Origin of the sequence: Vibrio hippocampi, from assembly GCF_921292975.1 — a bacterium.
In the GTDB taxonomy this organism is placed as follows: Bacteria; Pseudomonadota; Gammaproteobacteria; order Enterobacterales; family Vibrionaceae; genus Vibrio; species Vibrio hippocampi.
This window is the reverse complement of the sequence record NZ_CAKLCM010000002.1, coordinates 1,613,109-1,626,058: the sequence shown is the minus strand read 5'-3', so window position 1 is coordinate 1,626,058 and position 12,950 is coordinate 1,613,109. Positions and strand designations below refer to the sequence as shown.

10 protein-coding genes are annotated in these 12,950 nt (G+C 44.5%); 9 read left to right on the top strand and 1 reads right to left on the bottom strand.

Going from position 1 to position 12,950, the window contains the following annotated elements; all coding sequences use genetic code 11:
* The first annotated feature begins 55 nt into the window (after positions 1 to 55).
* The 3 genes from L9Q39_RS09605 to L9Q39_RS09595 are packed head-to-tail and all read left to right on the top strand — an operon-like array spanning position 56 to position 3,528.
* Complete coding sequence (locus L9Q39_RS09605; RefSeq protein ID WP_237484865.1) at positions 56 to 784, top strand: response regulator; 729 nt, start codon at positions 56 to 58, stop codon at positions 782 to 784.
* Positions 785 to 786: 2 nt separating this feature from the next.
* Positions 787 to 2,244 (top strand): ATP-binding protein, encoded by a 1,458-nt coding sequence (locus L9Q39_RS09600; protein ID WP_237484864.1) that lies wholly within the window; start codon positions 787 to 789, stop codon positions 2,242 to 2,244.
* A gap of 24 nt (positions 2,245 to 2,268) precedes the next feature.
* The gene (locus tag L9Q39_RS09595) at positions 2,269 to 3,528 is read left to right on the top strand and encodes an ABC transporter substrate-binding protein (RefSeq protein ID WP_237485548.1); all 1,260 of its coding nucleotides are present in this window, start codon (positions 2,269 to 2,271) and stop codon (positions 3,526 to 3,528) included.
* On the opposite strand, the gene L9Q39_RS09590 is transcribed toward L9Q39_RS09595, so the two are convergent.
* Complete coding sequence (locus tag L9Q39_RS09590; RefSeq protein WP_237484863.1) at positions 3,525 to 3,710, bottom strand: hypothetical protein; 186 nt, start codon at positions 3,708 to 3,710, stop codon at positions 3,525 to 3,527. The genes L9Q39_RS09595 and L9Q39_RS09590 overlap by 4 nt on opposite strands.
* Positions 3,711 to 4,427: 717 nt before the next feature.
* Between L9Q39_RS09590 and tig the strand changes: the two genes are divergently transcribed.
* The 6 genes from tig to ppiD all read left to right on the top strand — a co-directional run bounded on the left by tig (position 4,428) and on the right by ppiD (position 12,811).
* Positions 4,428 to 5,732 (top strand): trigger factor, encoded by a 1,305-nt coding sequence (gene tig, locus L9Q39_RS09585; RefSeq protein WP_237484862.1) that lies wholly within the window; start codon positions 4,428 to 4,430, stop codon positions 5,730 to 5,732.
* A 102-nt stretch (positions 5,733 to 5,834) separates the two neighbouring features.
* Positions 5,835 to 6,458 carry an ATP-dependent Clp endopeptidase proteolytic subunit ClpP gene (gene clpP / locus L9Q39_RS09580; protein ID WP_237484861.1) on the top strand — a complete coding sequence of 208 codons (624 nt, stop codon included), beginning with the start codon at positions 5,835 to 5,837 and terminating at the stop codon, positions 6,456 to 6,458.
* A gap of 122 nt (positions 6,459 to 6,580) precedes the next feature.
* Complete coding sequence (gene clpX / locus L9Q39_RS09575; RefSeq protein WP_237484860.1) at positions 6,581 to 7,861, top strand: ATP-dependent protease ATP-binding subunit ClpX; 1,281 nt, start codon at positions 6,581 to 6,583, stop codon at positions 7,859 to 7,861.
* Between the two features lie 122 nt (positions 7,862 to 7,983).
* Positions 7,984 to 10,335 carry an endopeptidase La gene (gene lon / locus L9Q39_RS09570; RefSeq protein ID WP_237484859.1) on the top strand — a complete coding sequence of 784 codons (2,352 nt, stop codon included), beginning with the start codon at positions 7,984 to 7,986 and terminating at the stop codon, positions 10,333 to 10,335.
* A gap of 169 nt (positions 10,336 to 10,504) precedes the next feature.
* Entirely contained in the window at positions 10,505 to 10,801 is a 297-nt protein-coding gene (locus L9Q39_RS09565; protein ID WP_290369142.1) for an HU family DNA-binding protein, read from the top strand.
* Between the two features lie 153 nt (positions 10,802 to 10,954).
* Positions 10,955 to 12,811 carry a peptidylprolyl isomerase gene (ppiD, locus tag L9Q39_RS09560; RefSeq protein ID WP_237484857.1) on the top strand — a complete coding sequence of 619 codons (1,857 nt, stop codon included), beginning with the start codon at positions 10,955 to 10,957 and terminating at the stop codon, positions 12,809 to 12,811.
* Positions 12,812 to 12,950: the final 139 nt, after the last annotated feature.

The window sequence follows — 12,950 nt, the reverse complement described above, 5'->3', positions numbered from 1 at the left end:
AAATGTCCACTAAGCCTTAGAATATCGGCTTAGCAGTAAAACCTAAGGAAACAAAATGCAGTTCAGTACCCGAATCTTAGTTGTCGATGATGATGAAGAAATCCGTCTATTGTTGGATGAGTATTTAACTAAAGCAGGATTTATCGTCTCTACGGCTGAAGATGGGGTAGAGATGGAGCTGTTTATCAAAGCGAACGGCTATCCAGATCTTATCTTATTAGATGTTATGTTGCCTGGTGATGATGGCTTTACCTTATGCCAGAGAGTTCGTCGAGACTCGCAAGTGCCTATCATAATGTTAACAGCAGTCTCAGATGAGACCGATCAAATCATTGGTTTAGAAATTGGAGCTGATGATTACATTGCAAAGCCGTTCAGTCCTAGACAACTTATGGCACGTATTAAGGCGCTTTTACGTCGTGTTCATGTGCATGGTGATAAATCGGAAGATCTTCCCCCTAGAGTCATCAGCTTTGGTGATTGGCGTTTGGATACCATAAGCCAACAGTTGAGCAATAAAATAAATCAACGCAGTTATGAAATGACAGGCAACGACTTTGCGATGTTAATGCTGTTTTTATCCAATCCAAATCAGGTTTTGGATCGAGATAGCATTTCAATTGCGACTCGTGGGCGAGAAGCGCTTCCTTATGAGCGAGGTATTGACGTTCAAATTAGCCGTATTCGTAATCGCCTAGGCTCGACCAAAACCTTTCCGCATTACATCAAAACCGTACGTGGCAATGGCTATATATTGGCGGTTCCTGTGGAATATGGGCAATAACGATGGCAGAGCGTGCTCCTTGGTATAAAAGGTTCAGCCCGAACTCGCTGGTTGCTCGAACATTAATTTTGACGCTACTTGCCGTTATCTGTTCTCAAGGCGTGTTAACGGCCATTTGGTATCAAAAAACCAAGCAAGACGAGCTGTCTGGCATCAGAGATATCTCAGCGAGCATGGCGACCATGTTTGCTTCCACCGTCACCTTTTTTCAAAAGTTGCCGATTCGCTATCGTCATATTGTGTTAGATCAGATCCGCAATATGGGCGGAACACGTTTTTTTGTTTCCTTTAACAAAGAGCAATTAATCGTTGAACCGATTGATGATACCCCATTAAAACTGGCATCGGTCGAATCAGTCAGAGGTGTATTGCAAGAGAAACTCCCCAAGATTCAATCTGTTGAGGTGGATTTTTCAAAAGCAGAAAATTTGCGTCTGCTCAAAAACAATATCTATCTGCACGACCTGCCAAAATCATGGGCGCATCATACCTTGACGTTGGGACCACTCGACCCGCCGATACTGGTTGTGCAATTACAGATTAAAGAGGATGAATGGCTATATATTGCAGCATTGTTGCCCTCTCCTTACTTACAGCTAGAGGATAAGCTGCTATCTCAAGACCAAGTGCTGTTTTTGACTTTGTCGACTACTTTGCTGTTAATACTGACTTTCTTATTGGTACGCGCCCAAGTTAAGCCACTTAGGCGCTTAGCGAAAGCAGCGAACCAAATGAGTATGGATATCGATCAGCCTCCATTGAAAGAGCAAGGTGCGTCTGAATTGATCACAGCCACTCGTGCGTTTAACCGTATGCAAACGAGAATTCGCCAATATATTGCCGATCGCGAAACCCTATTTTCGTCCATTTCTCATGATCTAAAAACACCCATTACTCGCCTCAGATTGAGAGCCGAACTGTTAGATGACGATGCCAAAACCGATAAATTTAACCAAGACCTCGATCAGTTGGAGATGATGGTTAAGGGCGCATTACAGTGCGTAAAAGATACAGATTTGCACGAAAACCAACAGCATATCGATCTCAATGAAATGGTTATAAGTGTCATTGAAACCTACAACCAAGAGATCACTAAGGTCGATTTTGTGCCTTCGGAGATAGGTTCTGTGGTGACCAAACCGCTAGCGATGAAAAGGGTACTCAGCAACCTTATCGACAACGCGGTGAAATATGGCGATTATGCTAACGTCAGAATTGAGCGGACGTCAAAATGGATTGTGGTTTCAATTATTGACCAAGGACCCGGTATTCCAGCAGATAAGCTTGAAGCGGTCTTTGAACCTTATGTTCGCCTCGCCAAAGACAAAGAAGGTCATGGATTAGGTTTGGGTATTTGCAAAAGTATCCTGCATGGTTTGGGTGGAGATTTGGTGCTTCGTAATCGAGCTGAAGGCGGTTTGGAAGTGGAAGTTTTCATTGCACCCGATGCGGAAATCTAGCTAACAAGGTTGAGGTCAATCATGATGAAAAACAGTAAGCGGTGTTTATCCATGCTCTATGTTGCTCTCTCCATGGGATGCGGGACGGTATCTGCAAAAAATGTTGAGGTTTTGCACTGGTGGACATCGGGAGGAGAAGCCGAAGCGGCACAGGTTCTCAAACAAACCCTTGAGGAACAAGGGTATCAGTGGCAGGACTTTGCCATTGCAGGTGGTGGTGGCGAAACGGCCATGACCGTATTAAAAACCCGCGCGGTATCGGGTAATCCACCCGAAGCAGCACAAATTAAAGGTCCGGATATTCAAGAGTGGGGCAGACTTGGCTTTCTTGTATCTTTAGATGATGTTTCCCAACAACATCGTTGGGATGAATTGATTCCCGAGGTCATTGCCAACTCGATGAAATATCAATCGCACTATGTTGCTGTGCCTCTTAACATTCATAGAGTGAACTGGCTTTGGGCGAATACGACCTTGCTAAGGGACGTTGGTATTACTCAACCACCGACGACATTGCAGCAGTTTTTTCAGGTCGCAGAGCGAATCAAACAGGCGGGGCATATCCCGTTGGCTCATGGAGGGCAACCTTGGCAGGATGTGACGTTATTTGAAGTGATTGCTTTGGATGTATTGGGTCCTGAAATGTATCGACAGGCTTTCGTTGATAATCGTATGGACGTACTGAGTGGCGAGCATATGGTCGAGGTGTTTACCCAATTTAAGCGCATGCATGACTACATTGATCCCAACTATCGCGGTCGTGATTGGAACGTTGCCACTGCGATGGTGATCCAAGGTAAAGCGGCGATGCAACTCATGGGAGATTGGGCGAAAGGCGAATTTATTGCCGCGGGTAAAAAACCGGGAATCGACTACTTATGTGTCCCTGCATTGGGCACAACGAATGAGTTTTCTTACAATGTTGATAGTTTTGCGTTTTTTGAAATGTCACGGGATATCGACACACAAGCACAAAAAGCATTGGCAAACACCATTTTTGAGCCGGAATTTCAAAAGAAGTTTAATCGTACCAAGGGTTCAATCCCGATTCGAAGTGATATCTCGTTGGACTCTTTTGATAGTTGTGCCAAAGCCTCAAAACAAGCATTTATGGAAGCTGAGCGTTTAGGGGGGCTAGTGCCGAGTATGTCTCAAGGTATGTCGACCACAACCTATGTGCAAAGCGCCATTTTTGAGGTTGTCTCCGATTTCTTTAATAATCCAGACGGCGACCCAGAGCAGGCGGCACAAGCTCTTGCAAAAGCAGTCAATGCCGCTCTTTAGAAGTGAAGACCAACCAATGTGAGGTGAATATCAATATCGGCGTTATGATTACACCTCTTCATCAATAAAACGTCCATGCGTCTTTCTTGGATCCGGTTGTGTTCTGCGCTCGTAAAGTACCCTTTTACTGGTTTGGCGTCGTCGCTCAGTTGTGCCCCTTTGTTCCACGTAATATATTCCATCGATTTCAACCGTTTCTGAAATATAGGGAACCTTTGTTTTTTCGCCCATCGTCCTTTCCCCCTGTATGCGGATAGTTGATCGTCTCGTTGCATACACCTAGTTAAATTATAGAAGAGCTAAGTCACAGTACGAATCGAAATCATGACAAAATCTAGCTCTCCATGTTAACGCTATGATTTTGTGTTAAATGATCACGGTAACTTTTTTCATTTATTTGTTTTATAGGTCACGAAGTGAGCAATAACGCTGGGATGAAAGATAGAAACCGCTGATTAGAAATCAGAGCAAGCTCACTTTTTCAGCACTTGAGCAAAAAAAGCCATTCACTTGCTTGAAAAAAACGTTATTGTCCCCATGTTAGTTGGGTGTTTGGTGAATTTATTCGTGTTTTACTGAGTCACGTTTAGCGAGTAATTAGCGACAAATCGAGCAAATGCGAGCAACTCGACTCGACAGCCTAGAGCTTGATCGCTAGAATGTCGCGTCTGAAATTTTGTCCTGAGGCTAATCGGAGATGCCTTTAACCCGTTGAGCATTGCTTCAAGGGAATAAAGACGTCACTCATTAGTTCGGCCATTGACCTTGTTAACGACAAGCGGTCGATGCTCATTTTTAAGAAAGTGCAAATTTGCACTAACAAGGATGAAGCGGAAATATCGTGATGATATGGAAGCTCATACGCTCAGCCAACACTGAGCCAAACTGAGGTTTATACAATGCAAGTTACTGTTGAAACTCTAGAGGGCCTAGAGCGCCGTCTTAACATTACTGTTCCTGCTTCAAACATCGAAGATGCAGTGACAGCTGAACTACGCAACATCGCTAAGAACCGTCGTTTTGATGGCTTCCGTAAAGGCAAAGTGCCAATGAAAATGGTTGCGCAAATGTACGGCAAAGCAGTACGCCAAGACATTATGGGTGAAGTAATGCAACGCCACTTCATCGAAGCGATTGTCGCAGAGAAAATCAACCCTGCTGGTGCACCTACTTTTGCTCCTGTTGAAAACAATGAAGGTCAAGACCTAGTTTTCACTGCAACTTTTGAAGTTTACCCAGAAGTAGAACTAAAAGGTCTAGAAAACATCGTTGTTGAAAAACCAGCAACTGAAGTTAACGCAGCTGACGTTGACGAGATGATCGAAACTCTACGTAAGCAACAAGCGACTTGGACTGAAGTTGAAGAAGCTGCAGAAGATGGTAAGCGTGTTACTATCGATTTCGTTGGTTCTATCGACGGTGAAGAGTTTGAAGGCGGTAAAGCTGAGAACTTCCCTCTAGAAATGGGCGCAGGTCGTATGATTCCTGGTTTTGAAGACGGTATCCAAGGTAAAACTGCGGGTATGGAATTCGAAATCGACGTTAACTTCCCTGAAGAATACCACGCAGAAAACCTAAAAGGTAAAGCGGCTAAATTCCAAATCAAAGTAAGCAAAGTAGAAGCTCAAGAGCTTCCTGAGCTAACGGATGATTTTGTTGCTAAGTTCGGTGTTGCTGAAGGCGGTGTTGACGCACTTAAAGCTGAAGTACGCAAGAACATGGAGCGTGAGCTTAAGCAAGCAATCAAGAACCGCATCAAAGAGCAAGCTCTCGACGGTCTAGTTGAGCAAAACGACATTGACGTACCATCTGCACTTGTTGATCAAGAGATCGGTGCACTACGTCAACAAGCTGCACAACGCTTTGGTGGTAACCCAGAAGCGGCTGAGCAACTTCCACGTGAACTGTTCGAAGAGCAAGCGAAGCGTCGCGTTGTTGTTGGTCTTCTTCTAGGTGAAGTGATCAAGTCTGAAGAGCTAAAAGCTGACGACGAAAAAGTGAAAGCACTTATCTCTGAAATGGCAACAGCCTACGAAGATCCATCAGAAGTTATTGCTTACTACGAGCAAAACCCACAAATGATGGACAACATGCGTAATGTTGCACTGGAAGAGCAAGCAATTGATGCTATCCTAGCTAAAGCACAGGTTTCTGACAAAGAAGTGAGCTTTGGCGAGCTAATGAACCAGCAACCAGCTCAATAAGCATTATCTGGTGTAGAAGGTTGACTTAACGTCACTTTCTCTGCTAACAATGGTCCGTATGGTATCTATCATCCGGGCCATTTATTTTAGGGACATAAGAATATGAGCAACCAAGAAAACAACGCAATGTCGCCAATTATGAACGCGTTAGTACCTATGGTAGTTGAACAAACTTCTCGTGGTGAACGCTCTTACGATATTTTTTCGCGATTACTAAAAGAACGAATCATTTTCTTGACCGGTCAAGTGGAAGACAACATGGCAAACCTTGTGGTTGCCCAGCTACTTTTCCTAGAATCAGAAAATCCAGACAAAGACATTTTCCTATACATCAACTCACCAGGTGGCAGTGTCACTGCAGGTATGTCGATTTATGACACCATGCAGTTTATTAAACCAAACGTGAGCACGCTATGTACGGGTCAAGCTTGCTCAATGGGTGCATTCCTGTTAGCTGGCGGTGCGCCGGGTAAACGCTTTGCGCTGCCAAATTCACGCGTGATGATTCACCAACCGCTAGGTGGTTTCCAAGGTCAAGCATCGGATATTCAAATCCACGCGCAAGAGATCCTGACCATCAAGGAAAAACTCAATAAACTATTGGCGGAGCACACAGGTCAACCGCTCGATATTATTGAAAAAGATACCGATCGTGACAACTTCATGTCAGCGGCACAAGCTGCGGAATATGGAATCATTGATCAAGTGTTAACCCACCGCGGTTAATCATAAAAGCTATTGCAGTGTATTTTCTGGTAGGACGCCCTTGAAATGTAAATTCTCGGGCGCATTTTGTTAGAAATTGATATACACTCAAAACATAGAAAGTAAGGCTAAGAGGTTAGCGAATGACAGATAAAAGCAAAGAGAGCGGCAATGGTAAGCTTCTATACTGCTCTTTCTGTGGTAAAAGTCAGCATGAAGTTCGCAAGCTAATCGCGGGTCCTTCCGTTTACATTTGTGATGAATGTGTGGATTTATGCAATGACATTATCCGCGAAGAAATCAAAGATGTGCTGCCGAAGAAAGAGTCTGAAGCGTTACCTGCGCCTAAGGAAATTCGAGCACACCTAGACGATTATGTAATCGGTCAAGACTATGCGAAGAAAGTGCTCTCCGTAGCGGTTTACAATCACTATAAGCGCTTGCGCAACGGTGATACCACTGCTGACGGCGTTGAGTTAGGTAAGAGTAATATTCTGCTTATCGGCCCAACAGGTAGTGGTAAAACACTACTGGCAGAGACGCTTGCTCGTTTCCTTGATGTACCTTTCACCATGGCAGATGCAACCACGCTAACAGAAGCGGGTTATGTCGGCGAAGATGTGGAAAACATCATTCAGAAACTGCTTCAAAAGTGTGACTACGATGTAGCGAAAGCTGAGCGTGGCATTGTTTATATCGACGAAATTGACAAGATTTCTCGTAAAGCTGAAAACCCATCGATTACTCGTGATGTATCCGGTGAAGGTGTTCAGCAGGCATTGCTCAAACTTGTAGAAGGCACCATTGCTTCTGTTCCACCTCAAGGTGGTCGTAAGCACCCTCAACAAGAGTTTTTGCAAGTCGACACATCAAAGATTCTCTTCATCTGTGGCGGTGCATTTGCCGGTCTAGATAAAGTAATCGACCAACGTGTAGCAACGGGTACTGGTATTGGTTTTGGCGCGGAAGTTCGTTCTAAAGATGAAACCAAGACAGTGGGTGAGCTATTCACTCAAGTCGAGCCAGAAGATTTGGTGAAATATGGTTTGATACCAGAATTCATCGGTCGTCTACCCGTTACGACGACACTGACTGAACTTGATGAAGATGCTCTGATTCAGATCCTTAACGAACCAAAGAATGCTCTAACCAAGCAGTACGGCGCGTTATTTGATCTTGAAGGTGTCGAACTTGAGTTCCGTGAAGATGCTCTACGCGCGATTGCTAAGAAAGCAATGGAACGTAAGACGGGTGCTCGTGGTTTACGCTCTATCCTTGAGGGTGTGCTGCTTGAGACCATGTACGAGTTGCCTTCTGTAACGGATGTGAGCAAGGTAGTGATTGACGAAAGCGTGATTAACGGTGAGTCAGAACCTTTGCTTCTTTACACCAACAGTGACAATCAAGTCGCTGGCGCTGAGTAAGCACTCAACACGTCTTTAACAACAAAGGAGGTATTATTACCTCCTTTTTTATTTCTTTTATTGAATCCGATAAATAAGCCCCCATATACAAAACAATAAGACAAAGCGGAAGAGAGAAGAATATGAACTTGGAACGTTCCGAGCGTATAGAAATCCCGGTATTGCCTCTGCGCGACGTTGTGGTCTACCCACACATGGTTATTCCTCTGTTTGTTGGCCGCGAAAAGTCGATCAGTTGCTTAGAAGCAGCGATGGACAACGATAAACAAGTGCTGCTTGTTGCCCAAAGAGAAGCCGACACAGAAGAACCAAAAATTGAAGATCTGTTTACCACAGGTACGGTCGCGACGATTTTGCAACTCCTCAAGTTGCCAGATGGTACGGTAAAAGTACTTGTTGAAGGTCAACAGCGCGCCAAGATCAACAGCTATAGCGATGAAGAGTACTTCGTTGCCGATGCAGAATACTTGGTCACTAAAGAATTAGATGATAGAGAAGAAGAAGTGATTGTTCGCAGCGCGATTGATCAGTTTGAAGGCTTTATCAAGCTCAACAAAAAAATCCCACCAGAGGTACTGACTTCCCTAAGCGGTATCGATGATGCGGCGCGCCTTGCAGATACCATTGCAGCCCACATGCCTCTTAAACTGACGGACAAGCAACAAGTTCTCGAACTGCTTGATGTGACTCAGCGCCTTGAATTTTTGATGGGGCAAATGGAATCTGAAATCGACCTATTGCAAGTCGAGAAACGCATCAGAGGTCGCGTTAAAAAGCAGATGGAAAAATCGCAACGCGAGTACTATCTGAATGAACAAATGAAGGCTATCCAGAAAGAGTTGGGTGACCTCGATGACGCGCCTGATGAATTTGAAGCTCTGAAAAAGAAAATTGAAGAGTCGAAAATGCCAGCAGAAGCAAAAGAGAAGACAGAGCAAGAGCTTCAGAAGCTTAAGATGATGTCTCCTATGTCTGCAGAAGCGACGGTGGTGCGCAGTTATATCGACTGGATGGTCGGCGTGCCATGGGCAAAACGCTCTAAAGTGAAAAAGAATCTTGCAAAAGCAGAAGAGACTCTTAACGCAGACCACTATGGCTTAGAACGCGTAAAAGAACGTATTCTCGAGTATTTGGCGGTTCAAAATCGCATTAATAAACTCAAAGGCCCGATTCTTTGTTTGGTTGGTCCTCCCGGTGTTGGTAAGACTTCGCTAGGTCGCTCTATTGCTTCAGCGACAGGACGTAAATACACACGTATGGCGCTGGGTGGTGTGCGTGATGAAGCGGAAATCCGTGGTCACAGAAGAACCTATATTGGTTCAATGCCAGGCAAACTGATTCAAAAAATGTCTAAGGTCGGCGTAAAGAACCCACTGTTCTTACTCGATGAGATCGACAAAATGGCTTCAGATATGCGTGGTGATCCATCGTCAGCACTGCTTGAGGTTCTCGATCCTGAGCAAAACAATGCGTTTAACGATCACTACCTAGAAGTTGACTACGATCTGTCAGACGTGATGTTTGTTGCTACCTCAAACTCAATGAACATCCCAGGTCCGTTACTCGATCGTATGGAAGTGATTCGTCTTTCTGGTTATACCGAAGATGAAAAGCTCAATATCGCCAAAAGACACTTAGTGTCTAAGCAGGTTGAGCGTAATGGACTGAAAGCGCATGAAATCGACATTGAGGATTCGGCCATTATTGGCATCATCCGCTATTACACTCGTGAAGCGGGTGTTCGTAGCCTTGAGCGAGAAATTTCTAAGATTTGTCGTAAGGCGGTTAAGAACATCTTGTTGGACGCAGAACTCAAGCAGGTCGTGGTCACAGGTCAGAACCTGAAAGAATATTTAGGCGTGCAGCGTTTCGATTTCGGCAAAGCGGATGATCGCAACCGTATTGGTCAAGTTGTGGGTCTTGCGTGGACCGAAGTGGGCGGTGATTTACTGACCATTGAAACTGAGTCGATGGCAGGTAAGGGTAAATTGACCCAAACTGGCTCTCTCGGTGATGTCATGCAAGAGTCTATTCAGGCGGCGATGACCGTTGTGAGAAGTCGAGCTGAAAAGCTAGGTATTAACGCGGATTTCTATGAAAAGCGTGATATTCACGTTCACGTACCAGAAGGCGCAACCCCGAAAGATGGACCAAGTGCGGGTATCGCAATGTGTACCGCTCTGGTTTCTAGTTTGACGGGTAATCCAGTTAAAGCCGACGTTGCAATGACTGGTGAGATCACCCTGCGTGGTGAAGTTCTGCCTATCGGTGGTCTGAAAGAGAAGCTACTTGCAGCCCATCGCGGCGGCATCAAAACGGTACTGATTCCAAAAGACAATGAGCGTGATTTGGAAGAGATTCCTGATAACGTTATCGCCGATCTTAAAGTGATTCCGGTGCAGTGGATCGACGAAGTACTTGAAGTTGCTCTCGAGCGTCCACCACTTGGCGTGGTTTTTGAGCCAGCAAAATAGTGATGCGCACCAAATTTAAGTAAAAGAATTACGCTGATAAGTAAAAAAAGCTTGTCAGCGTTTTTTTGTGGCACTAACGTTAGCAATGCAACTCGAACCCTTGTGCTGCAAGGCTTTGAGTAATTGACTACGAGAATGGAACAAACGTTACCTCGAAATAAAAAATAGAGTGGTAACATTAAGGGGAAACACAGTGAATAAAACACAATTAGTGGAAAAAATCGCAGAAAACGCTGACCTATCTAAAGCATCAGCAGGACGCGCTCTAGATGCATTTGTCGAAGCAGTAACAACGTCTCTAAAAGATGACGACCAAGTTGCTCTAGTTGGCTTTGGTACATTTAGCGTACGTACTCGTGCAGCACGTACTGGTCGTAATCCAAAGACGGGTGATGAGATTCAAATCGCTGAAGCTAAAGTACCCGCGTTCAAAGCAGGTAAAGCACTTAAAGACGCTTGCAACTAATCTATTGGTTAACAATTAGACGTTCAAGCGGCGAATCATCGCGAAAAGTCGAACCTTTTTAAATTATGCGCATCTTACTGATGCGCATTTCTTTTTCTGATATTATCCGTTTCAGTTGAAGAGAATCCTTCCTATCTGGAGAGTAACAAAATTATGATGGAGCGAATTCGCGAAGGCGTTAACAGCATCGCGGTTAAAATTATCCTAGGACTTATCATCCTGTCTTTTGTATTTGCAGGTGTCGGTAGCTACATCGCCGGCGGTAATGCAAATACCGCTGCTATAGTTGGCGGAACTGAAATCGGCCGCGGTGACCTTGAACAAGCTTATCAAAACGAACGTGATCGTATGCAAGCTCAATTGGGCGAGTATTTCTCAACGTTACTTGCTGACCCGAGCTATGTGGCATCACTTCGTAAATCCGTGCTTGATCGTATGATTAACGATGTTCTTCTAGAGCAATACGCACAATCTCTTGGCTTGCGTATTGGTGACGAACAAATTCGTCAAATGATACTAGAAATGCCTCAGTTCCAAAGCAACGGTCAATTTGATTCAGAAATTTATCAAGCGACTCTACGTCGTGCTGGTTTCAGTGCAGACAGCTTTGCAGAATATTTGCGCCGTGATCTGGTGCGTACCCAACTGTTAAGTGCTATCCAAAGTAGTGAGTTTGCTCTTCCAAATGAAGTGAAACTACAAGGTGAGTTGCTGACTCAGACTCGCGAAGTCAGAACCTTTACACTGCCTCTTAAGCAGTTTGCAGAGCAAATGGAACTGACTACCGAAGAAGTGGATAAATATTATCAAGATCATGCTGAGCAATATACCCGCCCTGAGCAGGTGAAAATCGCCTACATCGAGATCTCTGCGGAAGCTTTAAAACAGAACATTCAAGTTTCTGATGAACAAGTGCAGCAATACTATCAAGAGAACATTTCCAAGTACTCAACCTCTGAGCAGCGCGAAGTGAGCCACATCTTGGTTCAAGGTGATGACGAAGCTAAAGCACAAGCTATCCTTGATGAACTGAATGCTGGTGCAGACTTTGCTGCGCTTGCTAAAGAAAAATCAGAAGACATTGGTAGCTCAGAAGAGGGCGGTTCCCTAGGTTGGATTGAGCGTGATGTTATGGACCCAGCATTTGAAGAAGCGGCATTCGCTCTGAAAAACGTTGGTGACCATACCGGTCTAGTGAAGTCTGATTTCGGTTATCACATCATCCAACTTGATCAAGTCAAAGCATCGGAAACTAAACCGTTAGCGGAAGTGAAAGATGAAATTGTTGCTGAATTGAGAGATCAACTCGCGGTAGATGAATTCTACAACCTACAAAGTGAACTTGAAAAAGTTGCGTTTGAATTCCCAGACTCTTTAGAAGATGCTGCTCAAGCGACGGGTCAGTCAGTGCAAACTACGGATTTTGTTTCTCAAGCCGATGCGCCACAAGTGCTGCAATCTTCAGCCGTTATGCAAGCGATCGATAGCCCTGAAGTGAAAGAAGATGGCTTGAACTCAGAAGTGCTGGAAGTTGCGCCTGAACATATCGTTGTGGTTCGTGTTGAAGACCTACGTCCTGAAACCGTTTTGCCATTGGATGAAGTAAAAACTCGTGTAGAAACTGAGTTAGCGAACATCAAAGGTGAGCAAGCTGCGATGGAACTGGCGGTTGAGTTAGTGAACAGTCTAAAACAAGGTCAGCTAGAAATCCTTGCGGAGAACCAGCTTGAGTTTGGTGAGCCAGAAGTGATTGATCGTAACTCACCGATTGCTCAATCTGTTTTTGCGATGGCTAAGCCGCAAGAAGGTGAAACGTCTTACACCCAAACTAAAGATCAGTTGGGTGATGTCGTGATTATTGCGCTTGATAAAGTGACCAATGACTATGACGAAAGCTATAACCAGCAAATTGGTGAACAAGCAGAGCGTTTTTCTACAGAACGTGACCTGACAGCCGTACTTGCTATCCTAAGAAGTAACACCGATATCGAATATTTCATTAGTGAATAATTCGAGCATCCTAGTTTAGGACTGCAATTAATAAGTTACTCAAAACGGACCCTTTTTAGGGTCCGTTTTATTTTATCGGTGATCTTCTTTTCTTCATGTATGAGCAGGGTAATTTAACCATTCCAGTCAATCTAATATG